Below are 24,718 nucleotides of genomic sequence, written 5' to 3' on the forward strand. Positions count from 1 at the left end.
AACATACCGATATGGAAGAAATCATTGAGAATCTGAAAAGCGTGCTGCTCGATGAGACACGCTATTGCTCGCACGAGGACCGGGCCTATATCATGGCCGAGCTCGCACAGTTTGCCGAAGGGGAAGCACAGCACGAACGTGCCATGGCGACCTTCGGCGAAAATGAAGACGAAGAGGAAGGAGGCGAAGCATGAAGCACTACATCCACAAAGTCACCATACACTACGGCGGCAAGGCTGCCAGTGCAAGCATCACCCCGAACAGGATCGTGAACAGCGACGAAGAGCTGGAGAAGCTGCGGAAGGAATACCAGCAGACTTATCATGCTCACAGCATCACCTTCACCGCCTCCCACTTTGACGGGAATTTAAACGAAGAACAAATTCAAGAACTTAAAAACATATTGAAAGATGACAAATAAGGAAGACAAGACGTATGTAGGCATCATCACCGTGACATGCACCGCTCCACAAGGTTACCGCCCACGAAAACACAGTTACAAAGTGGGATATGTGACCACTACAAATACCAAAAAGTCAAGGGAAGAAGCTGTAGCCTTGCAAGTGAATCAGTTTAAGGAAATGTTCGCCAAAGAAATGCCGGAAGTACCTCTGACTATCACAGGAAAAATCGAGATACAGGAAGTGGCCTATTTGTATGTGGCCAAACCAACAATAGGAAAAGTTTTAGATAAATAACCATTAAACATCAGAATTATGAAACCAAACGAAATCAATTTAGACAACCTGACACCGGAACAGATGGCACAACTTAAACAACGGATTGATGCTAAAGAAAAAGCAAACAAAGCGCGTATCCAGGCGGATCGTGAGGCCTACAGTGAACTGGTCGATGAAACGGTAAGAAGCATGGTCGAACGCCTGCAAAAACTCAGCAAAGAAATGGCAGCTGTCAAAGCCGGAGTGTTTGCCGCTTTTGACTCCATTATCCAAACCAAAGAGGAACTGTTTAAGGTTAAAATCAACCGCAAGAGCGACACCTTCAGCACTCGTGACGGACAGATGACCATCAGCCTCGGCTATAGAACTCTTGATGCCTATGACAATACGGTAGATGCCGGTATTGCCAAGGTAAAGGAATATCTGGCAACCCTTGCCAAAGATGACAACAGTGCCGCACTTGTTGAAACCGTCATGAGCCTGCTTGTTAAAAACCGCAAAGGCGAGCTCAAGGCAAGCCGTGTACTCGAGCTTCAGAAGTTGGCCGAAAAATCCGGTGATCCTGATTTTATGGAAGGTATCAGTATTATTAAAGATGCATACAAACCAGCGAAGAGTGGCCAGTTCATCACGGTAACCATTAAAAATGATGAAGGCAAGGACGAAAACCTGCCTCTGTCAATAGGTGCCATGTAATAGTAACCTGATCGGGTGGCTGACTGGATCAACTGCCCGATCAATTAACACTAATGATTTATGATAAAAGACGAAAAAAAACAGGCTGCGCAAGAATATGAAGATAGTCTGATATACTCTACAGTATCAGAACAGTGTGATGTCCAAAAGGCTTTTATTGCCGGAGCAAAATGGGAAAAAAACAGAGCATGGCATTACACTACAGATGAATTGCCGGAAATAAACAAGCATGTAGTAAATGGAGATTGGTTTGATTTTGTTGCTAAAGATGAAAATGATTTGAAACGTATAATGAAACAATACCCATTTAGCAGATGGGCGTATGTAGAGGATCTATTACCTGACGAGGAGGACAAAACTATGGGATATTATATCAAGAAGATCTATCACAAGCGCCCCGTTCCGGCCTACATCCTGAATTTTGTGATACCGTTTGGGGAATTTACCAAAAACATGAGCAAAACCGATGCGCAGATGTTGCTCCGAACTATCAAATATGAAATGTATGATTACCAATACAAGAGGCGAAACAAGATGGAACTGCTGAGCGTAACGCATAGCATCCAGATGACTGAAACAGAACTTACGGTTTACACCATCCACGGAACACCGGTTATAACCTTTAGAATTGAGAAATCAGAGTAATATGGCAGAAGAAATAGAAGGAACAGAAGAAAATCCGATTGTTGAAATAAATGCAACACTGGAGTACAGAGATGGTGTAGTCTATATTAAAAAGATAAATACCAACGAGATGCCCGCAAAACTCTTGTTTAAGATCATTGAAGCAATGACTACAAATATCAGAGAACATTATAGATGGAATTTTAAGATAGGAAAAAATAAGGAGGACTAAATCATGAAAGAATATTTTGAGTGTGTAGTGAAGTTTGAAAAGACTATGGAAAACGGAATGGTCAAGAAAGTGAGTGAGCCTTACATCGTCGATGCGTTGAGCTTTACCGAAGCAGAGAAACGCTTCCTGGAATACATCGAGCCGTTTATGTCTGGTGAGTATGAAGTCAAGGCCGTAAAACGAGCCAATTACAGCGAGATTGTGAGCGCAACGGATGAGGATGCCGATAAGTGGTTCAAGGCAAAGGTCGCCTTTATCACTTTAGATGAGAAAACAGGTGTCGAGAAGAAAAGCAGCCAGAACATGCTGGTGCAAGCCTCGGATCTGCGCGATGCCGTGAAACGATTTGATAAGCACATGGAAGGCACGCTCGCCGATTATGAGATTTCCGCAGTCGCGGAAACCGCCATCATGGATGTCTACCTTTATAAGGCTGAAGAAAAACAGGAATTTAAGGAGGAATAACATGGACCGCCCCATCGGATCAGAATTTGATATCGGTAATTATCGCTATCGTGTGGAAGCTGCCGGCGAACGTAAATGCCTTGACTGCGACCTCTATCATATCTGCCGTGACGGTATCGAGGGGCTGAACATAGCCGACAAATATGCCGGTAGTTGCAATGCCGATTATCGAAAGGATAAAAAAAATGTTGTATTTAAAGGAGTTTTAAAATGGATTTAAACAGAGATAAAATAGTCATTGACGGCACAACATATCTTGCCGTGCCTGATGATAAGGATAATACATGTGATTATTGCAGCTTGCGTGCCAAATGTTACAACAGAGACGGAATCCCTTGTGGACTGTATGCCGGAGGAGTGCATTTCGTCCGACAGCTGGATAAAAAGGTTTATCTTAGTCTGCCGATCAGCGGTAAAGATACCTATGAGATACGCCGTACACTGCGCAAAGGGTATGATTATCTGCGTGCCCAGGGATACCAGATTATCACCCCATACGATGCGTCACCCAACGCAAATGCCAGTTATGCCGAGCACATGGGCAAGGACATACAGGCACTACTGGAGTGCGATGTGGTGCTGATGATGCCCGGATGGGAGGATAGCAGAGGATGTCAGTGCGAAAAGGCAACGGCGGAGATCTACGGGAAAGAGATTGTCTATTATGCCGATACCGAGTAGCCCCATCTTTGGCCGTTATGCCATCCAGGCGAGTGACAGCTATGCGTACCAAATCCTGGAGCATTGGTGTGATCACGACAAGCCTTGTGAGCTGCATTTTCGCAAGCCCAACGGCAAAGGGATTACGGCTGTGATTGTAGATGTTAAGACAACAGCACAGGCTGACTGGCTGGAGAGTCTGATAAAACAATACAAGTTTAAACTTTTTAAATTACAATAGTATGAATGCAAGAGATCAAAAGAAAGTATGCGATTCGGGATTTATAGTTATCCGGGCAGAAGAGCGCAACGGAAAATCAATTATCAAGTGTAAAAATCTGGATCATCCGGATTCATGGGTAACATTACGGAGCGACTTTAAGTCAAAGGCGGAAAGGGACCGATATATGAAGGAACTGCTTGAACAGGACTTTTATTTGGAAGATTGACAAGCTACGGAATAAACAAAAAGAGGCAGCTCGCCGTGAGCCGCCTCTTTTTGTGTGTTATGGTGTCCGGTTATGGTTCTCCAAGAAATTCCGTGATTGCCTGATGCTGTAGGGGTGTCAGTGCCCGCTGGCCTTTCTGATAATGCAATTTTTCGAGCCGCTTTTGCAGTTCCGGGTTGAGTTTTACCCATCGCCGAAGCTGCGTAACGGCGCTTCTTTGCGTGGAACGAGGGAAATAAAGTTGTGCAAGGTCTGTGAGATAGATTGCGTTCATAGTCGTAAAAGTTGTTTGATTGGTTGGTAAATGCTGTTTGATGGTCCTGTTCCGGGGCCAAAAGGATAAAAAAGAAGCACCACGGCGGTCAGTTGAGACAACCGTGGTGCTTCTTTCGGACTACCGTGGTAAACGGATTGAGGTACCACGGTAGTTTTTAAGGCAGTTCATCTTCTTCTGGCTGGGCTCCCGCCTCAATGTTTCGGAATTTCAGGTTGCGCAGGTCGAGCGCGTTTTTCAATCCTGTGCCCGGGCAAAATCGTAGATTTACTTTTTTGATATCCGCGGCTTTTACTTCTTCGGGAGTTGCCTGTCCAAGAGCGTGGAAGGTCACGCGGAAAGATCCAAATTTACCTAGTGCCACTATGCGGCCAGATGCGATATGCTGCTGCATCTGCTTGATGAGTGCCTTGATGACTCCCTCCACCTCTACATCGGTCAGTGTGGTACTGTAACTGATTTCGTTGGCAAGTTCTTCGATTTCGACACGTTGTGCTGCTGCCGGACGGGGATAATACTTTGTGGTTTCCGGATTCTGAGAACCCGGTTTTTGGATGCCTAATACTTTATAGTCGATAGCCATAGTTGCTGTTTTAAGGGTTTGTACTCTGTATGTTTGTCGCGACAGGTGTAAAATTACACTTAAATCAGCTCAGACAGTCGTTTTTAATCGCATAACGGTTGCTTTTCAATCGTAAATGTACTATTTTTGTGCATATTAACCAACTGAATTTCTTGTTTTTTATTCTAACCTATGCAGAAAAGCGGCAACATTAAAGGCAATAGCTACGCACACCGTGTAGCTGATATTCTCCGGATCTACGATGAGCATGCCCGCAGCGGGCTGTCCAATCGGGAGATTCTGCGCCGTTATATCCGCCCTTTGTATCCCATCTGCGAAAAGACTTTCTACAACATCATCAACGCCTCGGCCCGCCTTACTCCTCCGGCCCGCCGTCTGTCAGAAGACAGGTAAAGTCGCTCACATCCTCCACCAGTTCCTCATGGTTGTGGTTGGTAGTGCTGCCCGTGCGCTGCATCATACTGACTGAACAGCGTCCGCTCACGGCACTGTAGCCTGCCAGATGCGCGTCGATGCGGTCCAGCAGATCGAAGCGCTGAAGGGATTCTTCCAGGAACACACTGCCCACAGTGGCGCTGCCATGCCAGGTGGTGACGATGTGCAGACGGATGTTCTGGTTGGACTGCTGCACCCCACCGCCCAAAGTGGTCCAGCTTGTGGGGCGCAGTTCGATAAACACGGCCGGAGTGTCGAAGGGAGTTTCCTGTTCGATAAACTCCACCTGTTCGTTCCACAGGTCAATGTGCCGCACCACAGACTCTCCGCTCTCGTCTTTGAGTTCAAGCAAATGGTTCATCAGTCCCAGATATAACATTTTTCTCATAATCGTTTCCTTCTTTTAAGTTTGTTTTAATAGTATTTGAATAGTGTTTGAATGCTGTATGAATACTGTTTAAACGGAGTCCGGACCGCTTGCGATATCGGCCACGTTGCTCTCGAAGATGGCACGCAGGGCCTTTTCCAGTTCGGGGTGCATGCCGATGAACTGGCGGCGGGGGATGATAATCTTGCTCCCCACGAGTTTCAAGGCCATGGCCAGATAAAAGGCGGCTTCTTCATTCAATGCCTGATTGCGTTTGTTATTACGTGGCGCTCCGTTCTTTTTCCGTTGAAGCCGGTTGCTCAGTCCGTCGGCGGCCTTTCCTCCGGTCACCGTCTGATAGCGCCACCAGAAGTAGCTTTTCATCTTGCGGGTCACGGTAATGGTGCCTCCCTCATTGTGTATGCGGGCATAGGGCACAGTGCTTTCGATCACCACACTCTGACGGTCGGTAACCTTGCCGGAAATACTTTGGCGTAGGGCACCGCTTCCGGCCAGCAGTCCGCGGCTTGTGTCATCGTTATGTTTTCGCCGGGCCCATTTCTGGTTAAAGAAGGCCTCCCGCTCAAAGTTCCGGTCAAACTGCTCGAGGGCTTCCACCTTGAAGTCCGACAGTGTAAGGCGGATCATCTTGTTGATACGTCTACGCAGTTCCTTTCTTACCTTGATATGTTCTTCCTGCTGCTTTTGTTTTTCCATTGTTTTTTTCTGTTTTTTCGGCAGATTGTTTGCATTGTAGTTTTTATTGTTTATATTTGTGGTGCGTAGCAATACGAAGGGACAGGGCCGAAAGACCGTGTACCGCCCCGAGGCTGGTTTTTACTGGCCTCTTTCTTTTAGTACCTCTCTTAATGACCTATCTCTGGCAATGTAAAAAAAGATACGCCCATTGCATTTTCTTCTGGCTTCTGTAATGGCTTCATAGAATTTGACATCTTGTGTCGGTAATTCAAAAACCACAGCTTCACCTCCTTGCTTTGACAGTGCCTTTTTCGCATATTTGACGATGTTTCCAGCACCACCTTCAATACATTTCAGATCAGTTTTAATTCCGTCTATAGTAATGTCGTAAGTTTGACCGGCAGGCCTGTTTACTCCTTGCAGGTATTCCACTTCATGCCCATTGTCGGCAATAACCTTGCACATGCGCATTTCCTTTTCAAACTTCTGTATTTCCTGCTTGCTTGCCTGTGCCTCTTTGATACGTTCTTTTTGGGTCACTACAAATCCATGATTGTCTGCTGAGATATATGTTCTTTCCCAATCTTCTTCCGAATATCTTTTTATTCTTTCAGAAGCATTTTCAATCATCCCTTTCATCACCTGGCATGCCCGGCACAACTCATTATCTGGAATGTTAGCGGCCAGCTCCATGTTTCCCGGTCGCTGGCGGCAAGTGGCGCAAGCCTTGCGTGTATAGGCATTGTAAGCCGGAAAACAGGTCATGCTCTTGCCGGGATTGAACAGGAACATTTCACGGTACTTGCCCGCCGTGGCCTCCATACCCAGTTTCATGGCTTCCTGTTCGTTGGATTCGGGGTATTTCCCTTTTCGCACCTGTACCACGGTACAGCGACAGTTCCAGTTATTCGGCGGGAAATATTCGTTCCAGAACTTGCTGGTGATGGGCAGTGTAATGCCATGCAGCATGCGGTGACTGCGGCGTACACGCTTGTCGCCTACAGTGCGGTACTGCAACAGGTAGCGGTCGCCGTCCTGCTCGAACTGCTTCCAGCGGGCTGCCATCAGGGAGGAAGCCTGTGCCAGATTGTACTCCGTGCGCAGATAGTTCACATTATAGGACTGGTGAATCCTTTGAACCTCGTTTAAGAACTGGTTAAACGGCTTGATCCGTCCGTCATCACCCACAAGCGACGGCAGGGCCTCGTTCAGTTCGTGAAAGGTCTTGATGCCGCTGAACACATAGTTCGAGTCTTTAAGACGCCGCACGCTGACTTCGTCCAGCGGCACTTCACGCAGCGAAACGTCTACGGCATGATCCAGCACATCGGCATGTTTGCGGATGAACTGCTGCACTTCTTCCTGTTTCAGATCCTCGGGTTGGAGGTCCTTCTGCCGCCACAGCCAGGCCATGAGCAAGGGAAAGGCCGATGCCAGATTCTCCATCAGGCGGTCCTTCTCCTCATCTTCCTCTTCCAGTCCATCTCCGTCGTCAGCCAGTTTCAGTGTTTCTGCATATCTTCGGTGTAGCCCCTTATAGGCATCGGGGCTCAGTCGAAAAAACCGCTTTCCTCCGGACGGGCCAGCCGTTGGCTTGCTTTGCCTTCCTTTTTCTCTGGCTTCGGTGCAGGAACCGGTGATACGGCTTGCCGGTCGGATTTCCGCCTGATGAGTGGCACATTGTATTTGTCGATAAAATATTGCGTGTCCACTTCGTAATGCTCGAGTATCAGACGTTCGTAGGCCACCTGCTGTTCGGGCGTGTAGTCCACGGATTCGTCCCACTCAAAATGATAGCCGGCCACAGGAAACCCGTGGCGCACCATACGGGGGATGAGCTGCCAGTTCACCAGATCACGCACCATGTCGGAATCCTTCTGGATCAGGTTCTCGAGCATCTTGCGGTGCACCTCGCTCTGACTCAGACTGGCGCCGTCTTCCATGGTCATCGTCACCGTAAGGATGCCTTTGGAAATTTCCGAGTTGCAGCGGTCAATGCGCTTGTCATACACATTGAAGGCATCCGCACGGCTGCTTTCTTTCAGATCCACCGTGGTGCCTTCGGGGAACAGGCCGTAAGAGGCGGCTCCCATGCCCCGAAGCATATTCTCGATGCGGTCGAACTCCTTGGGGTCGCGGCTGGTGGTTGTGGCCACACGAAGCGGCATGCCGAACACCTCGCCGAACATGTCCCAGAACGAACACATGTTCTTTTTCGGGATAGTCTGTTGGGCACATTTCAGATAAAGGCCCAGATCGTGTGTCCCTCCGGCCTCGATGCACCAGTCGGCCATCTCGCTGTTCCGGTAATCATAACCGGTCTGCCAGGTTTCGTTTTCATAAGTGGTGATGACTCCAAACTCAGGGATAACGTGCGTACGGGGCACCAGTTTTACATCTTTATAGGCCGGACGGCCGTTCACCTCTATCACGTCGCCCAGCTCTATGAGCGAATGACCATAATAGGTGCTTTCCAATACCAGGCGCATCAGTTCCTTGAACCAGGGAGATTCGAAAAGCTCCGTAATCTGACGGTTCTCCGCCCCCTGCGCATCGCACAGCTTGAAACTCTTGTTCAGCACAAAGCCCATGCGCTGCTGCACGCAGCCCGTAAGATGCAGATCGACTTCCACATCGGTGTAGAGATGCAGCAGACGGGTGCGGTTGGGACAATCCACATTGATGGCCATTTGCCATGCCCGTCGCCAGTCGGCCAGATCACGGCGGGTCAGGGCTTCGGTATATAACTGGAGCTTTATACTCATATCGCGCAGGCGACGCTGCTGGGCAGGACGCATGCGGTTGTAATATTCTATTTTCGGTCTTTTCTTCATAGCCTTTTTACCATATATAGTTGTTGGGGCGGTCGCTTCCGTAACGGATCATGTCGCCGGTGTTGTCTTCTTCACTCTCACTGTGCGCAGGCAGATTCATCACGACCTTGCCGCTCTGCACTTCCTTCAGATAGGCCACAGCCTTTTCGTATTGCTCCTTGCGCACTTCATAGCCCATCTTCTGGGGCAGGCTGAGCACCATGAAATACAGGGCCAGATCGGCCATCAGTCCCACCAGATCGTCATTGCGGGATTCGCCTTCGGCGGCAAAGGCCTGCTCCATGTCGTAACGGCCGCCCAGATAAGAGGTGATGCGTTCGGTGGCCCGCCGCTCGGCTCGCAACCGGTTGGCCTCGTTGGCCTGCTGGATGATCTTCAGCGCGTCGCTGCTCACCTGTATGTAGTCTTCTTCGGTTATAAACATAGTTACCATGAGTTTTTAGGAGGCCGGCGCACACCCAGACGGGGAGCAAACGAAGCCTCACGGGTTTGTTTCTGCAATTTATAGATAGCGCCTTCGCAGGCATCGGGAAAATCGTCGTGCGCACGGCTTCCCTGCTCGAAGGCCAGAGTCTGGTCGATGCCGGCGGTCAGGTCCGGGTCGTTTTTCAATTTCACGTTGTACCAGAAGAAGCTCCGCTCCCACAGTGGGCTGACAGCTTCCACACGGGCAAACTTGTCGGGTTTCTTCCGTTTGTCGGGCATGATGGGCAGCTGATATCCCCGTTCGTCGCCTTCACGCTGAAACTCGTCGAGAATGGTGTCCTGCATGAAATTGGCCTCCATGTAGATGCTTACGGCGACATCCTCGGGTAGCTGCTCATAGATATCATACAGCCAGCGTACCATCTCGCCCACACTGCACTGGCGGCAGAAGGCCCGCAGCAGATGCAGTTCCCGGTGGGAGGCGGTTTTCAGTCCGCGCCTGGGTCGGCCTATCATGGCTGCCGCCTTATAGTCGTTCTTTCCGGATGATTTCCAGGAAGGGTCGATATAAAGCACAATCTGTTCGTAATATTTCAGCTTCAGCATCCGTCGCCAGCGGATCCACCGTTGCTGAAAAACGGCTCCTTCGGTGATGGGGTTGTTCATGTATTCTTTCTGAAAGGAACGGTAGCCCATGAACTCTTCCTTGCTTCGCAGCTTTTCAATGGTATAGAGTTCCGGCCATGCCGGGCGTCCGTCTGCCGTGATGGCATTCACGCTGATGGTCTTCACGGTGCGCGTGTCGATGATCTGCTGCAACACGGAGTTGCGGCTGATGAGGTTGCCCACCATGATGAACCGCCCGTCCTTGCCGCCGAAACATCCGAACAGGGCTTCCTTCACCCATTTGGTCATTTCACGCACACGGGCCTCACTGCGGCACATCTCGTCGTCATCGAGGTCGTCCACCACAATGTAGTCGGGACGCATTTCCCGGAAACGGAGTCCACGGGGAGACTGGCCGCGGCCCCGGCTGAAAAAGGCGCATTGATCTTTGGTCACAAACTCACCTTCCTGCCACATGCCGCTGTTGTACTGTTCGCCGAAATCACGGATGATATGCCGGTTGTACTGAAGCTCTGCCTGAAGGTCGCCCAGCAGACCGTCGGCACTGTCCTCACTCTTGCCCACCAGTACCATCACATGCAGCTCGCCACGGAATTTGAGCCAAAGCGGAATGCCGATGTCCAGATGCACGGATTTGGCATGTCCGCGAGGCCATTTACACACCAGGCGCAGTTCCTTGTGCGCGGCAATGTATCGGGCCGCTTCACCATGAAACGGCGCATTGGGACATTCGCAGTAATGTTTCAGATAGCGCCCGCAGAAATAGTCATAGTCCCGAAGGGCACGGGCGATGTTGCGGTTCCGCTCGGCCGGAGTTTCCTCATGTTCCTTGGATGTGAGCTGCTCGAGGCGTTTGCAGTGTTCTTCCCACTGCCGCCAGGCTTCTTTCTTTTCCTGGGCGTTCATTGGCCGCCTCCTTCCTGAAACTGGTGGCTGATGTAGTCGCCATGAATGCGGTTGAACAGTCGCAGCGTTTCATTGGTCAGTTCGGGATATCTGTCCCGGTTGTTTACGGTGAATTGCTCCAGTTCGATCACGGTTTCCACCTTTACCACCGGGTTGTCCCGTTTGCCCAGCTTTTCCACGGCTGTGGCTGTCTTGATCAGCCGGTCGCAGAATCCGCTGTCCATCTCGGCCCCGTCGTCACGGGTCGCCTTGTCGAGCAGCGTGCCTAAAGCCGTCAGGGCTTTGTTGACCAGCTGCGGACGGGTGATGGTGCGGGCGGTACGCTCTTCTTTCCATCCGCCCTGATTGATCCAGCGCGACAGGGTCTGGCGGCAAACGTCCACTTTCTCCAGAATCTGCTCCTGAGTCTGTCCGCTCAGATAGAGTACCCGGGCCAGTTCCCGGTTCTTGCTCTGGTCTTTTCTTTCTTTTGCCATTTTTTGTCGTATTTATCAGTTATGTGTGTGTTTCTGCGACAAAGCTAATCGCAGCCCGGCGCATCCGGAAAAAAGTGTGTAATGGTTACATACTTTTGTGTAACGGTTACACACTTCTATGTAATGGTTACACACTTTTTTGCAGCAGGAATCCGCGTGTTGTATGTTTGCGGCAAAAAGATGCGATATGGCAACAAGCAAACGAATCAGAATAACCAACGAAACTCTGAACTGTTACGGTACCTGGATACGCACGGCCGGGGTGGAGCTGAAACAGTTTGAACGCAACCCGGTGCTGCTGTGGATGCACCAGCGCGGAACGGTCATCGGAATGATCCGGGACATACGGGTGGAAGGTGATGAAATCACCGGAGAACCATACTTTGACGAGGTGCGCGAGGAGAGCCGTCTGGCCAAACAGCAATGGGACAAAGGCACGCTGCGCATGGGGTCGCCCAACTTCGAGATTATCGAAACATCCGAAGATCCGGCCCTGATGAAACCGGGACAGACCCGGCCCACAGTGACGCGATGCCGTCTGGTGGAGTACAGCATGGTGGACATCGGCGGCAACGACGACAATATCCGTCTGAGCTTTGGCGGCAAGGAACTGTCGCACGGATCCGAAAACAGTATCCCCTTATTGAACAGGAAAACCAACCAACATCATACGAATATGAATGAACAACTGAAAACTGTGGCCCTGATGCTGGGGCTGGCGGAAAGCGCCACGCTGCATGATGTGCAGCAGAAAATCAATGTCGTGCTGGAGTATCAGAACGCTAACGAGAAGCTGAAGAAAGAGCGTGATGACCTGAAGAAGGAACTGGAAACCATGAAGCTGTCGGGTATTACCGCTCTGGTGGAAGATGCGGTGAAGACGGGCAAGATTGATGCCTCACGCAAGGATCATTTTATCACTTTGGGCAAATCCGTCGGCACGGAAAGCCTGCGCCTTACCTTCGATGCCATGCACGGATCGGTGAAACCGACCCAAATGCTGAACCGGCCGACCGGCCAGACTAACGGCAGCTGGACAAAACTGAGTGAGGTTCCGACCGACGAACTGAAGCTGATGCGCAAGGAAGACCCGCAGCAGTACCGCCGACTCTATAAGGCGGAATACGGCATCGACTGCCCCGAACTGAAGTAGGAGGCATACAACAAGTATTTAAACAACATTTAAACACAATGAAAACGATGAAAAAAGGACTTTTGAAATTGGTGAGCGGTACGCTCTTTAATGTGGTGATGAGTGTGGTCATCCTGTCAGCTTTGGGCGTGCCGGATGCCGGCCTGTGGGGGCTGGCCTGCGGCGTGGTCATCCCGATGCTGCTGGGCGCGTTCCAGCCCAAGGGCGCCGCTCTGGAAGGTGTCTATACGGAAGTATGGACCGGCGAGCTGGTTAAAAAGCTGCGCGGAGGTATGGATGACACCTGGCTCAACGGAGTGTCGGACTATTCGTCGGCCGTACAGAACGAGGTGGTACACCTGGTAGATGTGGGCGGTGATCCGGATGTGCTGATCAACAACACCACTTATCCGATCCAGGCCCAGGAACTGGAGGACGGCGATATCGCGCTCGGACTGGACAAATTCCAGACCAAAAAGACAACCGTGAGTGATGACGAACTTTTTGCCATCTCCTACGACAAGATGGGTAGCGTGATCGAGCGTCACGGCGATGCCATCACCATCGGTAAGTTCAAGAAAGCCGCTCATGCGCTGGCTCCGAACAGCAACACCGCGAAAACTCCGGTCATCCCTACTTCGGGTGAAATGGATAATGGCCGCAAGAAATGTACCCGACAGGACATCATTGCCCTGAAACGCGCTTTGGACAAAATGCAGGTTCCGGCTGTGGGACGACGCCTGGTGCTCTGCTCGGATCACGTGAACGACCTGCTGGGGGATGACCAGAAATTCCGTGACCAGTACTACAACTACACTACCGGAAAGATTGCCAATATGTACGGCTTTGAGGTGTATGAGTTCGAGAACTGTCCGTTCTTCACCAAAGAGGGCGTGAAGGTGGCCTTCAAGACCACTCCGTCGGAAACGGACCATCAGGTCTCATTCTGTTTCTATCCGAAGCGTGTGTTCCGCGCCCAGGGCAGCACGAAGATGTATTACCGCGATGCGGCCACCAACCCGGACACACAGGCCAACGAGGTGAACTTCCGTCACTACTACGTGGTGCTGCCTAAGAAAATGGAGGCACTCGGCGCAATTTACAGTTACGACGGCAGCACCGCACAGACATCGGATGCCGAGGTGACTCCGGAAAAGAACTGGGCGGATACCCGCAAGGAGGCTGCTAAAGCAAAAGCCATGACCTTGGAAGCCGGTACAAGTGAAGATCCGGAAGGACAGGATGATGTTCCGGGTGGTGAAGAATTGGAAGTTTAACCCAAATAAGGAGGAAACACCATGAGTAATGAACTGCCGCGCGGACTGCGCAACAACAATCCCGGAAATATCCGGGTCGTGAAAGGGCAGGTATGGCAGGGCGAGATCACCGGAAGCCGCAAGAAAGACAAATCCTTTTGTGAGTTTGTCACGATTGCCCACGGCTACCGTGCCCTGATCAAGCTCCTGCAGAACTACCGCCGCAAGAACGGACTGAACACCCTGCGCCAGATGATCCAGCGCTGGGCACCTCCCCACGAAAACAACACCACGGCCTATCTGCGCTTTGTGACGGGCAAAATGGGAGTTCCGGCAGACTGCGTGCCGGATGTGGGCAACCGGGACACCATGTGTGCCATGGCCGCCGCCATCAGCGAAATGGAAAACGGAATCCCGGCCCAGATGCCTGACGTGCTGGCCGGATGGGAAATGCTGAACGAATAAGCCTATGACGAGCGTAATGGATGTGTTGCAATGGCTGCTCCCCGCCGGTGTGCTATCCAATGTGGTGGTCTGGCTCATCAGCCGCAGCACATACCGCGCACGCAACCGAAAGGAACGGGAGGATATCTACAAACAGCTGTATGAGAATGTGAGCGGCACGCTCCTGGACATACAGCAGCAGTATGAACAACTACAACGAAAACATGAACAAAGCAACAAGAACCAGACCCGCATGGCGGGCATGCTGTCGCTACTGGTGGCGAGGGCTCGGTATTGCCGCTCTTGGCCTCAGTGCCCTTTGCGCAGCGAGCTGCAAAAGTACCACCAGGATGGTTACATCGACTCAAGTCCGCAAGGACAGCGTGACCATACAGGTCGTGGAGAGCGACAGCTTCGTGACGGTCCCGACCCGGACGACGAGTCTGGCAGTGGATGCCGCTCTCCTTCGTGAGCTGACCGGACTGCCCGAGGGCTTTGCCCTGACGGCAGACAGCGGCAGCCTGCACCTGCGGGTGGAAGCCGACGGCCGTGGCGGACTGAACGTCCGGGCCCGTGCGGACAGCATCCCGCAGCAGGTGGTGCGACGAAGGGAAACTCAGACCACAGTCAGCGGTGACTCCGTGCGCCAGCTCGACGAGGTAACCATACGGGCCCCAGCACGCACCGCCTGGCATGCAGGATGGAGCCTGGCGGCTCTGGCCCTGCCTTTAGCCCTCATTTATCTATTATACAAACGATTCTCAAACACTAAATAAACACAACTATGGCAGATACAAGCAATGGACTGATTTACGGTGTCGGTGAGGTGAAATTCGGCACACAATCTATCGGCTGGATTGACCAGAACGGTTTGCAGCCCGCCGGTAGTGAACCACAATATATGGAAGTCTATGCGGCACAGGTGCAGGACGGTCCGGTGGACAGCATCATGACCAATCCGGGCAGCGAGGCCTTTACCTTCAACCTGATCAAACTCAATGCCGAGGCACTGGTAGCCATTATCGGTGGAGAGAAAGGTTCTAAGGACGAATGGACACCACCGGCTGTGGTTTCCAAGGTGGACAAAATGGACATCAAGACCGTATCCGGACAGACCATCCGCATCCCTAAGGCTCGCCTGACCAAGGCGAACATGCAGAACGGCCTGAACATGAGCAACGTGCTGGCGTTCAAGTTCCGTGTGGACTTCATGAAGCCGGACGGTGATGGCGACCGCTACACGATTTATCCTCCGGGAGTAGATCCGGACTCTCCCTGACCCCCGCCAGGGGGACAGTAGCAGAAACAGATTCGGAACCTGAACCGGAGGCGGTAACGGCAGATCCGCCGGAACCGACACCGGACGAAACAGACCTAACCCATGAAACAGGAACTTGAAAAAATGGCCGCTGATGTGCTGCTCGGAGCAGGCATCAGTGTGCCGGTTAAAAGCATTTTTGGCTGGAAACGGCAGATCACCGTGCATGCTCCTACTTATGGGGATATGATTTATATCTCCCGAATGTACCGGGAAATGAATGTAACCCATGAGCAACTGTGCCGGATGACATTTGAAGAAAAGGCTGACCTGATCGCCCGACAGGGCAAGGCTGTAAGCCGGATGGTGGCCACCGGCATCGTCCGGCTTCCGTGTTTTCGGAGAGTGGCAGCGTGGTGGCTGCGCCATTTTGTCCATCCGGTAGCCCTCGAAGAAATCTGGATGGTGATGCTGAGCCTGATCCGTACCAGCCCTTTCGAGATTATTATTCCCTCGGCCGGAGCGATGAATCTCTTGGCCCCGACGGGAAGCCAATAAAGGAACGGGAGTTAAAGGGCGGCTATTACGAGCCCCCGCATAGCCCGTTCGGACTGATCGGACAGATAGCCCGGGACACGGGCTGGAGCGTCCGCCGCATCCTGCGCACGCCTTATCTCACCCTGATGCTGATGATGGCCGACACTCCGGAATACATCGACGAAAAGGAAGCCAAGCGCCGCTATATGCAACGGCTGATGACGGGCGGGCAAAACGGAAAAGAACAAAAAGGTGTGGACCCGCTCACCTTTTTTACCAAGATGGCACGCAAAGACTGACGCACACAACAACACAAACACGATTATCTATAAATCAATATGGAACCAATCAGACTGGAGATTTTTTTGGATGACAAGACCGCCGCCGGCATCGGCTCGGCCAGCAAGGGGCTGAAGGGTATGGAGCAGGTGGGCAATCTGGCCCTGCAATCGCTCCAGGCTCAAACGGATACCTTACGGGCCAAAATAGAGCAACTGAATGCCCAGGGTATAGATACCACAGCCGAACGTGCCCAGCTGGAGGAACTGAAGAAGTCTTCGGCCGCACTGACCGCCGAACTGGAGAAGCTGCGCAAGGCAAAGGTGCAGAACAACGAAACACCTACGGTAAAAGATGATCCGGCACCGAAACTCAACAACCTGCGCATGAGCTTCACGCAAATTGCCCGTGAATTGCCTTCGCTTACTATGGGACCACAGATGTTTTTTCTGGCGATTTCCAACAATATCCCCATGGTGCAGGATGCGTTGGCGCAGGCCCGCAAGGAGCATGACGCGCTCGTCGAATCCGGCAAAAAGGCTACACCGGTATGGCGTCAGGTGGTCAGCTCGCTGGTGTCCTGGCAGACAGCACTGGCTGTGGGTATCACGTTGCTGGTGATGTATGGCAAAGATATATGGGACTTTACCAAAAGCCTTTTTGGTGTCAAGGAAGCAGCTGTGGAAGCCATGCGTTCCAGTGACGAGTTCCGGGATTCAGTAGCAAACAGTTCGTCGGATGTCATTGCCAAGCTGATGGAACTGAGTGCGGAATATACCGCTTTAGGGCAAAATATTGATGCGCAGAACCAGTTTATAGCCAACAATCAGAGCCGTTTTGAAGAGCTGGGCCTGAGTATCTCCAATGTGCAGGAAGCTGAGAATGCCCTGATCGGCAATACGGACAAAGTGATTCAGGCCATGCTGGCACGGGCGCAGGCAGCTGCTACATCGGAAACGATGCAGGAAGAACTGAAGAAGGCTATGGAACTGCGACAGGAGTGGGAAGAAACGGATGCCAAAATGACCTACACAACCTATACCGGCATACCTTTTTTAGGCGGAAAATGGGAAACCATTACTACGGATAATCCCGAAAAAGACAAAGCCCGTAAGGCTTACGATGACCAGATAGCCCGTATCAAGGATTTAGTCAAATTCCAGCAAAGTCAGAAAAAACTGGCTGATGGAATACTGGAAAGTATCGGACTCGGAGGATCAGGTAAAAACGACCCGGAGGCGGGAAGCATTGCCGGGCTGGACGCGGAAATCCGTCTGAAAAAGAAGTTGCAGCAAGCCACCAAGACCAAAGAGGAGTATCAGAAAATACAGAAAGAAATTGATGCTCTGGAAGAAAAAAAGATTTCCATTACCGGAAGCTCACAGAAAAAGAAGACAATAAAACAACAGACAGAATATGATCCGACCGAAGACCGCCTGAAACTGATGCGTGAGAATCAGCAGAAGGTAATAGACCTGATGGCTGAGGGCAATGAAAAGAAACGGGCACAGCTGGCTCTGGATTACCAGAAACAGCTGGACGACATCAAAGAACTGGAAAAGAAACTTTCGGAGGCCTCGGGCGGCAAACTGAATGACAATGATCTGGAACAGATCCGTAAAGCCTATGGAATGGCCGACAACGAGTATTTGCAGGGCATGGCTGCCATCGACCAGGAAGAACAGGACGAAAAGCAGAAGCATCTGGATGAACTGCTGAAAAAGTATCAGGACTATGAAGCCAAGCGCAAAGCCTTGCAGGAACAGACGGATAAAGACATACGCGATTTACAGGAAAAGCGGAACGCGGACAATGCGAACGCCATAGACGCAGCCATAGAAGAAGCCCGTAAACAATTACGCGAAGGTCTGGAAGCCATCAACAGCGAAGAAGCCTCGCAGGCCAGCAAAGACTCTCCTTTTTTGCGTAACCTGTTCGGCGATTACTCCGAAATGGCCTATCAGGATCTGAAAAAACTCATCGACCAGGCCCGACACTTGCAGGACTATCTCAACGGAACCGGAAGCAAAGAAGGCATCACGTTTATTGCGCCTGACCAGCTGGCCGCCATCGAGCAAAGCCCCGATGATCTGGACCGCCTGCGCAAGGCCCTGAAACAACTGTTGCAGGAAGGCGAAAAGGGCGACAAGTGGACCCAACTGCTCCAGCGTTTTAAGAAAGGACTCGAGGATCTGAATGGGGCCAAGGATTACAAGAGCTATGCCGCCGGTATCAGCGAAATCTCTGCCGTGGCCGGAGAAGCCGCCGGATCACTAGCCGAAATGGCCGAAAATATGGGTGCCGCCGGAGCTGCACAGGCTTTAGGTAACCTGCAAACCGCCATGAGCTCCATATCCGCCATCGGTGAGGGCTTTGCCAAAGGTGGTATCCTGGGCGGCGTGATGGCCACCATCGGCGAAACGGCCAAACTCTTTGCCAAGGGTGCCGCCGAAGAACGCAAGCATCAGGAAGCCCTCGAGGCTCTTATGGAACAGCGACTGGCCCAGCAACGGGCTTATAACCTGCTGCTCATGGAGCAGAATCTGGAATACGAAAAAGCGGATACGGTGTTCGGCTCAGATCCTTATGGTAAGGCCGTGAACTCGCTAAAGGTCTATAAACAGGCAATATCTGATTTTAAGAAGGAATTGCAGGGTGACGGAAAGTCGGACAGTGTAAGCTGGTGGGAGCGAATTCTGGCACCGTATTACTCCGGGCTGCGCGAACAGATTGCCTATAAGGACCAGTATGCCGGACTGGCCGATGTGCAGATCAAGACAGGCAGCTATACCACCGGAAAATGGTTTTGGAAAAAGCAGCACGATAAATATGGCAGTGTGCTGGATGAATATCCGGAACTGCTGGATGCCCAGGGGAACTTTAACAAGGAGCTGGCACAGACTATCCTGGACACCCGGGAAATGAGCGACGAAAGCCGGGCGGCCCTGGAGAACTTTATCAATCTGGCGGAAAAACAGGAAGAAGCCCTGTCTGTGATGAAGGACTACCTGACGGACATTTTCGGCGAACTGGGCGGCAACCTGTCGGATGCCCTGACGGATGCTTTTCGAAATGGCTCTGACGCGGCACAGGAGTTTGAAAAGTCGGTAGTGTCCATGCTGGAGGGGCTGGCACAACAGATGGCCTATTCCGTGACACTGGCACCGCTCTTTGAGCAGGCATCGGAAAAAATGCTCGAGGTGATGAAGACGGAAGGCCTCACTCCGGAAGAGCAGTTTAAGCAATACACGGATATCATTGCCGACACTATGGATAAAGGACTGGCTGCCCAGAATGACTTTAACCGTCTGCTCGAAGCGGCCAAAAAGGCAGCTGCCGAAAAAGGTTTGGATCTGTTTTTGCCTGATCAGGATAGCAGCGGAAGCAGTCAGACGGCATCCGTCGGCGGATATGCCGCACTGACGCAGGAACAAGGAACAAAGCTGGAAGGCTTGTTTACCGGAGTGTACGACCGCATGGTGAGCATCCACAGCCTGATGGTGTCCCTGCAAAAGGATCGGCAGGCAGACAGTCGGCTGCTGGCACAGATCGCCGAAAACACGGCCTACTGCCGCTACCTGCTGAGCATCTACGAAATGATGGAGCGTATGGATCGCGAAGGCATTACCGTGCGCTAAGTTAACAACAATTCTGAAAAGATTATGAGCATGGATCTGACCGGACTGTGCAGCATAGGAGGCACAGATATTTACACGAATTACGGGGCTTTTCTGGCCGAGACATCGGCCGAGGCCCATACCAACATGGATGCCCTGCTGGCCATGCCGGCAGTAAAGGAATACACGGCTGTGGATTTCCGAGAACGCACGGGCGAGGATCTGCCGGACACGCTCGACGTGCAGCTGCAGGCCATTGACCGCACCTTGCAGTTCTGCATCCTGGCCGATACGGACAGCACGTTACTGACCCGTTACCGGGACTTCCTGAGCCGCCTGGTGTCCGGTTGGCTGGACTTCAGCATCAAGGATCTGCGGACTTATCGCATGTACTACAAAAGCGCGGATGCTCCGGAGTGGTACCGGGGTGACCCACGGATCAAAGGTGTTATCCTCAAAGTGACCTTTCGGGAACCAAAACCGCAATAATACCCGGTAGCCTTTTCGCATTGGCGTCCGGAAACCAAACAGGATTTAAACAGTATTCAGACGGTATTCAAACGCCGTTTTAAACAACATCAAAAAAGCAATTTATGGAACTGAACATATACAGCAAGGACGGATCTTTGAAACTGACGGTAAGCCCGTCGGACTCCTCAACCGTGACCGAAGAGGTGGGCGGAGAATGCAGTGTAAGCCTGAGCTTTGACACCTTTGAGTTCCGACCCATTGAGGTAAACGACTATATCGAAGTGGCGGGCGTCCGCTACAAAGCCCGCAGTACCTATCGGCCAAAAATGAAGAACAGACAGTCATACAGTTATTCCTTGCGTTTTTATGCTCCAATCCATGATGCACAGCAGGCTCTGATGAAAACAGAAACGGATGGCGGGCTGATCAGTGAGTTTTCGCTGTGGGGTGGTCCTCGAGAGCACTTGCAGAAGTGGGTGGACAACATGAACCGTCTGGCTGGATCGGAACTGTGGACTATCGGCTCGGTCATCACCGGCGAAAACAAGAATATAGACTACCGGAATGTGAACTGCTGGGATGCCGCTTTCGGCAGTAACGGTATTGCGAGCACTTACGAAACGGAAATGTGGGCGGACGGCTATGTCATCAACCTGTGCAAATGTGAGCGCGGCGAACGGGTCACTTTAGGTTATGGCAATGGGCTTACCAGTCTGACACCGGAAGACAACAGCGACAAGGTGCGCTTCTTCACCCGTTTGTTCTCGCTCGGTTCAACGCGTAACATCAACGTATCCACTTACGGATCATCACGTCTGCAACTGCCCTCACGGGCCACATTCGTAGACCACAACACGGACCGTTACGGTGTGTTTGAGGATAGTGAGGAAGATGCTTTCGCAGGCATCTTTCCGCAGTATATCGGCACGGTGACGGCCGTGCGCTCCGAATCCAAAACAGACGAAAACGGAAAGAAATTTACCGTGTACTACATCAAGGACAGCGGTATGACCTGGGAACCGCAGGCTCTGCCGGAACAGACCTTCATGCTCTCGTTTCAGACAGGAGATCTGCAAGGATATGGCGACGACACCAACAAGAGCTTCCAGGCGGAGTGGCACAAGGATACCAAAGAGTGGGAAATAATCAACATCTGGCTCGACGAAAATACACAGGTTCCGGGCGGCAATATCGTGCCAATCGTGGGCAACCAGTATTTTCCCTGGAACATGATCATGCCTCAGGAATACATTACCGAGGCAGAAAAACGCTATGAGACCGCTGTAAATGACTTTGTAGCCAACTATTCCGGCGAGCCGGTGGCTTACAGCGGTAGCACAGACTATATCCACTGCGCCAAACAGGCCATGCCGTTGCGCATCGGCCAGACCGTGCGACTGGAGTCGGATCTGTATTTTGAGGATGGTTTTCAGAACACCCGTATCACCAAGGTCGTACGCAAGCTTTGCCGTCTGACCGATGCAACCGTGACCTTTGCCGAACAGATCGGCACCGGCTGGAAAAAAAGCGTGGACAATCAGCTGTCATCCCTACACTACGAACTGCAACGCCAGGCGGAACAGGCCAGCATCGACGTGATCAAGACCACAGACACCAAAACACCGAGCGACAACAATGTCTTTTCCGCCCTGCGTTCATTGGCAACTTTTTTGCGTAAAGATAAGGCCGACAGCACCAGTCATCTGCTTACCTTGTTGGACGGAGCTGTGTTTGGTGCCAACAAGGCCGAGATAACAGCCGAAGGTGTGGCGCAAGTCGTATCATTGCTGGTTGGTAGCAAAGCAGAGATTACCGCCGAAGGCAAGGCCATCCTACAAAACCTGCTTGTCAAGGTGCAGGCTGAAATCAACAGGCTGCTGGTAACCGGAGGAGCGGAAGTGCAAAACGGACTGCTGGCCGATCTGATTACCGTGCAGGATGGACTGCTGAAAACCATAATCACGCCGACGGAAATACGTACAGCCACAGCCATCGCAACCAACGTGCAGACCGAAACCATCAACAACGACGGTGACAGTGCCGTGCTACATGGCAATAAGGCTGATTTCAAAGGCCCGGTCGGCAGTAAATCCTATGTCCCCGGACTGACCGGTTTTGGCTGGAATGTGGATGCCAAGGGAAATGCCTGGTTTAACGGAATAAATCTCCGCGAGTTTTTGGAAACGCCGGAACTGCGCTACAACCGGGTTACAGTCATCACCGACGAGCAATGGAGTGCGCCGGGCGGCGGTATCATCGAATCGGCCGATACAGAAGCCTTAATTCTGACCCTTAAACTGGAAGAAGGCGAAGCCGCTGCCCTTGAAGTGGATGACATCTGCAAAGGCATCTTCCATTCAGGAACCGGCTTCAGCACCTGTTTTTTCCGCATTACGGAGGTATTGGGCGAAAGCACCTTCCGCTACACACTGAGGCCGGGATATGAAATGCACCCGCTCACGGCCATGCACTTTGTGGCCTACGGAAACTTTACGAACCCGGACCGCCAGAAATCGGCCTACACCACCCGGGAATACACCCGATATCTGAAAGATGTAAACGACTGGGACATCACCGAACGCAACATCGTGATGATGATGGGTAATCTGGATGGCATGCGCCTGAACGGAATGGACATGAGCGGATACAGTGCCTTCCTGAGAAACATCTACATGACCGGCACCATCCGGCAGATCAGCGGCGACGGGGTGACGGAAACCCCTGTACCGGCATGGAAGGGGGAATGGAAAGCCGGAACATATTACAAGAACGATGAAGTGACGCACAACGGGTCCACATGGCTCTGTATTTCGGACGAACCGACCACCCAGGAACCGTCCATCGCGGCCACCGACTGGCTCCAGACGGTGAGCGAAGGCAAGGATGCCGTGGTAGTAAGCGTCTACAGCACCAACGGACTGTTTTTCCAAAACGGACAGGGCGAAACCGAACTGTATGCCGTGGTACGCCAGGGCGATGCAGACATCACGTCCTCTTTGCCAGCCGGTCGCTTCAGCTGGCAACGGACCAGCCGGAATACAGAAGCAGATGCCATCTGGAACAAAACGCACCAAGGAGTAGGATCGCGCATCCGGATCATTCCGGATGATGTGGAAGGACGGTCAAACTTTGACTGTATCGTAACAATCTGACCCAATATTAAAAGCTATTTAAACAGTATTCAGAAACTATTTATACACAATCTAAACAATTAACAAAATGGCAACAATTGCAAGAGGACAAATTACCATCGTCGATTTGAACGATGCGGTAGCGATTAACAGTATGCTGACCACTAACGTCGGCTTAACTCAGCTTTATAACAAAGACACTAAAGTGTACGCTCCGGATTGGAGTACCGGATCATTCCTGGTCATCACTCCGGAAGTGTTTGTGGCAGGAACCACCAGCAGCGTGATCAGTCGTGTTACCAGCCCAAAGTGGACGGTGAACGGAAAACCGGTATCAGAAGTGGGCGGAACCGCAGCTGCATCTGCTCCATACGCTTTGACCATCAAGCAGAACATGACGGCAGCCACCAGTTACAATGTGCAGTTCGAAGGAACTTACACCGATCCGGAAAGCGGACTGACCACACCAGTAAAAGCGGTTATCACTCTGAACAAGGTAGAAACCGGTACCGCATCCCCAGTTCTGACCGTGCAGCAGCCACAGGGTATGGACTTTATCAACGATACTCCGGAATCTTTACAAGCTGTGGCTTATTTCTTGCGCGGCGGCCAGGAGGATACGACGAATGTCACTTATAAATGGGAAAAACAGGAATCCAGTGGTTCATGGACGACGATCACGAATGCCGGCGGTTTCTCCGGGGCAACAACCAAGACCTTGACACTGACCAAAGATGCGGTCCTGAACTTCCTGAATGTGCGCGTAACTATTACTGACACTGATTCTGGTAGCGCTACACATAATAAAACATTCACTGCATATGCTTCCTTCCGTGATGCGTCAGATCCTATACAGGTGCATATTTCCAGTAGTACCGGAGACAAGATTGTCAATGGACAGGGCAACACCGAACTGACCGCAGAACTGTGGCGTGCAGGTGTTGAAATCGACAAGGAAGGCACCGGATATACCTATACCTGGTACAAACATGACAAGACTGGAACCGCAGATGAAGACTGGAACACCACCGGCAGCAAGACAGGCAAGAAGCTCACTGTTCCGGCAACAGACATCGACCAGAAGGCAACTTTTGTTTGTGATGTAAGCAAGGGTACTGCCGCAGCTGCCAGCACCATGAAATCAAGCGAAAAATAAAAGA

Annotated in this window: 33 protein-coding genes; 24 read left to right on the top strand and 9 right to left on the bottom strand. The window is 51.6% G+C overall.

Annotation, left to right across the window (positions count from 1 at the left end; genetic code table 11):
* The first annotated feature begins 11 nt into the window (after nt 1-11).
* From DXA74_RS02310 to DXA74_RS02360, 11 genes are read left to right on the top strand one after another with little or no spacing between them, the layout of a single operon-like run.
* Entirely contained in the window at nt 12-194 is a 183-nt protein-coding gene (locus DXA74_RS02310) for a hypothetical protein (protein ID WP_118525212.1), read from the top strand.
* Nucleotides 191-421: a hypothetical protein gene (locus DXA74_RS02315; RefSeq protein ID WP_118525213.1), complete on the top strand. Its 231-nt coding sequence runs from the start codon at nt 191-193 to the stop codon at nt 419-421. The genes DXA74_RS02310 and DXA74_RS02315 overlap by 4 nt, the downstream gene beginning before the upstream one ends.
* Entirely contained in the window at nt 411-698 is a 288-nt protein-coding gene (locus tag DXA74_RS02320) for a hypothetical protein (protein WP_118525214.1), read from the top strand. The genes DXA74_RS02315 and DXA74_RS02320 overlap by 11 nt, the downstream gene beginning before the upstream one ends.
* Nucleotides 699-716: 18 nt before the next feature.
* Entirely contained in the window at nt 717-1,376 is a 660-nt protein-coding gene (locus tag DXA74_RS02325; protein WP_233550421.1) for a DUF3164 family protein, read from the top strand.
* A gap of 60 nt (nt 1,377-1,436) precedes the next feature.
* The gene (locus DXA74_RS02330) at nt 1,437-2,021 is read left to right on the top strand and encodes a hypothetical protein (protein ID WP_118525215.1); all 585 of its coding nucleotides are present in this window, start codon (nt 1,437-1,439) and stop codon (nt 2,019-2,021) included.
* Nucleotide 2,022: 1 nt separating this feature from the next.
* The gene (locus tag DXA74_RS02335) at nt 2,023-2,232 is read left to right on the top strand and encodes a hypothetical protein (RefSeq protein WP_118525216.1); all 210 of its coding nucleotides are present in this window, start codon (nt 2,023-2,025) and stop codon (nt 2,230-2,232) included.
* Between the two features lie 3 nt (nt 2,233-2,235).
* The gene (locus tag DXA74_RS02340) at nt 2,236-2,697 is read left to right on the top strand and encodes a DUF4494 domain-containing protein (RefSeq protein WP_118525217.1); all 462 of its coding nucleotides are present in this window, start codon (nt 2,236-2,238) and stop codon (nt 2,695-2,697) included.
* Between the two features lies 1 nt (nt 2,698).
* Nucleotides 2,699-2,917 (top strand): hypothetical protein, encoded by a 219-nt coding sequence (locus DXA74_RS02345; RefSeq protein ID WP_118525218.1) that lies wholly within the window; start codon nt 2,699-2,701, stop codon nt 2,915-2,917.
* Nucleotides 2,908-3,378, top strand: a complete 471-nt coding sequence (locus DXA74_RS02350) for a DUF4406 domain-containing protein (RefSeq protein WP_118525219.1) — start codon at nt 2,908-2,910, stop codon at nt 3,376-3,378. The genes DXA74_RS02345 and DXA74_RS02350 overlap by 10 nt, the downstream gene beginning before the upstream one ends.
* Nucleotides 3,362-3,598 (top strand): hypothetical protein, encoded by a 237-nt coding sequence (locus tag DXA74_RS02355; RefSeq protein WP_118525220.1) that lies wholly within the window; start codon nt 3,362-3,364, stop codon nt 3,596-3,598. The genes DXA74_RS02350 and DXA74_RS02355 overlap by 17 nt, the downstream gene beginning before the upstream one ends.
* Before the next feature lies 1 nt (nt 3,599).
* On the top strand, nt 3,600-3,806 hold the full coding sequence (locus DXA74_RS02360) for a hypothetical protein (RefSeq protein WP_118525221.1): 207 nt from the start codon (nt 3,600-3,602) through the stop codon (nt 3,804-3,806).
* Between the two features lie 70 nt (nt 3,807-3,876).
* On the opposite strand, the gene DXA74_RS02365 is transcribed toward DXA74_RS02360, so the two are convergent.
* Nucleotides 3,877-4,080: a DUF4248 domain-containing protein gene (locus DXA74_RS02365; RefSeq protein ID WP_118525222.1), complete on the bottom strand. Its 204-nt coding sequence runs from the start codon at nt 4,078-4,080 to the stop codon at nt 3,877-3,879.
* Nucleotides 4,081-4,237: 157 nt separating this feature from the next.
* Nucleotides 4,238-4,663 (bottom strand): HU family DNA-binding protein, encoded by a 426-nt coding sequence (locus DXA74_RS02370; RefSeq protein WP_118525223.1) that lies wholly within the window; start codon nt 4,661-4,663, stop codon nt 4,238-4,240.
* A gap of 171 nt (nt 4,664-4,834) precedes the next feature.
* Between DXA74_RS02370 and DXA74_RS02375 the strand changes: the two genes are divergently transcribed.
* Entirely contained in the window at nt 4,835-5,056 is a 222-nt protein-coding gene (locus tag DXA74_RS02375; protein ID WP_118525224.1) for a hypothetical protein, read from the top strand.
* Here the strand turns inward: DXA74_RS02375 and DXA74_RS02380 are convergent.
* From DXA74_RS02380 to DXA74_RS02410, 7 genes are all read right to left on the bottom strand, one after another.
* Nucleotides 5,019-5,486 carry a hypothetical protein gene (locus tag DXA74_RS02380; protein ID WP_118525225.1) on the bottom strand — a complete coding sequence of 156 codons (468 nt, stop codon included), beginning with the start codon at nt 5,484-5,486 and terminating at the stop codon, nt 5,019-5,021. The genes DXA74_RS02375 and DXA74_RS02380 overlap by 38 nt on opposite strands.
* Nucleotides 5,487-5,555: 69 nt before the next feature.
* A complete protein-coding gene (locus tag DXA74_RS02385; protein WP_118525226.1) occupies nt 5,556-6,182 on the bottom strand; it encodes a phage virion morphogenesis protein in 627 nt (208 codons plus the stop codon).
* A 120-nt stretch (nt 6,183-6,302) separates the two neighbouring features.
* Nucleotides 6,303-7,610, bottom strand: coding sequence for a phage minor head protein (locus DXA74_RS02390; protein WP_233550422.1), 1,308 nt, complete (start codon nt 7,608-7,610; stop codon nt 6,303-6,305).
* 104 nt (nt 7,611-7,714) lie between these two features.
* Nucleotides 7,715-8,998 (bottom strand): DUF935 family protein, encoded by a 1,284-nt coding sequence (locus DXA74_RS02395; RefSeq protein WP_233550423.1) that lies wholly within the window; start codon nt 8,996-8,998, stop codon nt 7,715-7,717.
* 7 nt (nt 8,999-9,005) lie between these two features.
* A complete protein-coding gene (locus DXA74_RS02400; protein WP_233550424.1) occupies nt 9,006-9,431 on the bottom strand; it encodes a phage protein Gp36 family protein in 426 nt (141 codons plus the stop codon).
* A complete protein-coding gene (locus tag DXA74_RS02405) occupies nt 9,425-10,957 on the bottom strand; it encodes a hypothetical protein (protein WP_118525228.1) in 1,533 nt (510 codons plus the stop codon). The genes DXA74_RS02400 and DXA74_RS02405 overlap by 7 nt, the downstream gene beginning before the upstream one ends.
* The gene (locus DXA74_RS02410; protein ID WP_118525229.1) at nt 10,954-11,433 is read right to left on the bottom strand and encodes a hypothetical protein; all 480 of its coding nucleotides are present in this window, start codon (nt 11,431-11,433) and stop codon (nt 10,954-10,956) included. The genes DXA74_RS02405 and DXA74_RS02410 overlap by 4 nt, the downstream gene beginning before the upstream one ends.
* Nucleotides 11,434-11,620: 187 nt before the next feature.
* Here DXA74_RS02410 and DXA74_RS02415 point away from each other — a divergent pair, with 187 nt between their 5' ends.
* The 12 genes from DXA74_RS02415 (at nt 11,621) to DXA74_RS02465 (ending at nt 24,714) form a co-directional block, all read left to right on the top strand.
* Nucleotides 11,621-12,586 carry a hypothetical protein gene (locus tag DXA74_RS02415; RefSeq protein WP_118525230.1) on the top strand — a complete coding sequence of 322 codons (966 nt, stop codon included), beginning with the start codon at nt 11,621-11,623 and terminating at the stop codon, nt 12,584-12,586.
* A 38-nt stretch (nt 12,587-12,624) separates the two neighbouring features.
* Nucleotides 12,625-13,842 carry a hypothetical protein gene (locus DXA74_RS02420; RefSeq protein ID WP_233550425.1) on the top strand — a complete coding sequence of 406 codons (1,218 nt, stop codon included), beginning with the start codon at nt 12,625-12,627 and terminating at the stop codon, nt 13,840-13,842.
* 21 nt (nt 13,843-13,863) lie between these two features.
* The gene (locus tag DXA74_RS02425; protein WP_233550426.1) at nt 13,864-14,286 is read left to right on the top strand and encodes a structural protein P5; all 423 of its coding nucleotides are present in this window, start codon (nt 13,864-13,866) and stop codon (nt 14,284-14,286) included.
* 4 nt (nt 14,287-14,290) lie between these two features.
* Nucleotides 14,291-14,737: a hypothetical protein gene (locus tag DXA74_RS02430; protein ID WP_147401004.1), complete on the top strand. Its 447-nt coding sequence runs from the start codon at nt 14,291-14,293 to the stop codon at nt 14,735-14,737.
* The gene (locus tag DXA74_RS02435; RefSeq protein WP_118525232.1) at nt 14,715-15,041 is read left to right on the top strand and encodes a hypothetical protein; all 327 of its coding nucleotides are present in this window, start codon (nt 14,715-14,717) and stop codon (nt 15,039-15,041) included. Before DXA74_RS02430 ends, DXA74_RS02435 begins: the two co-directional genes overlap by 23 nt.
* A gap of 8 nt (nt 15,042-15,049) precedes the next feature.
* The gene (locus tag DXA74_RS02440) at nt 15,050-15,544 is read left to right on the top strand and encodes a hypothetical protein (RefSeq protein ID WP_118525233.1); all 495 of its coding nucleotides are present in this window, start codon (nt 15,050-15,052) and stop codon (nt 15,542-15,544) included.
* Nucleotides 15,545-15,679: 135 nt separating this feature from the next.
* Nucleotides 15,680-16,081: a hypothetical protein gene (locus DXA74_RS02445; RefSeq protein WP_147401005.1), complete on the top strand. Its 402-nt coding sequence runs from the start codon at nt 15,680-15,682 to the stop codon at nt 16,079-16,081.
* 131 nt (nt 16,082-16,212) lie between these two features.
* Nucleotides 16,213-16,359 carry a hypothetical protein gene (locus DXA74_RS16260; RefSeq protein WP_158576004.1) on the top strand — a complete coding sequence of 49 codons (147 nt, stop codon included), beginning with the start codon at nt 16,213-16,215 and terminating at the stop codon, nt 16,357-16,359.
* A 39-nt stretch (nt 16,360-16,398) separates the two neighbouring features.
* Nucleotides 16,399-19,977 carry a hypothetical protein gene (locus DXA74_RS02450; protein ID WP_118525235.1) on the top strand — a complete coding sequence of 1,193 codons (3,579 nt, stop codon included), beginning with the start codon at nt 16,399-16,401 and terminating at the stop codon, nt 19,975-19,977.
* A gap of 24 nt (nt 19,978-20,001) precedes the next feature.
* Nucleotides 20,002-20,445, top strand: a complete 444-nt coding sequence (locus tag DXA74_RS02455) for a hypothetical protein (protein WP_118525236.1) — start codon at nt 20,002-20,004, stop codon at nt 20,443-20,445.
* Between the two features lie 104 nt (nt 20,446-20,549).
* Entirely contained in the window at nt 20,550-23,579 is a 3,030-nt protein-coding gene (locus DXA74_RS02460) for a hypothetical protein (protein ID WP_118525237.1), read from the top strand.
* A gap of 67 nt (nt 23,580-23,646) precedes the next feature.
* Nucleotides 23,647-24,714, top strand: a complete 1,068-nt coding sequence (locus DXA74_RS02465) for a hypothetical protein (RefSeq protein WP_147401006.1) — start codon at nt 23,647-23,649, stop codon at nt 24,712-24,714.
* The last annotated feature ends 4 nt before the right edge of the window (nt 24,715-24,718 follow it).

Origin of the sequence: Bacteroides sp. OF04-15BH (assembly GCF_003477995.1) — a bacterium.
Classification (GTDB): domain Bacteria; phylum Bacteroidota; class Bacteroidia; order Bacteroidales; family Bacteroidaceae; genus Paraprevotella.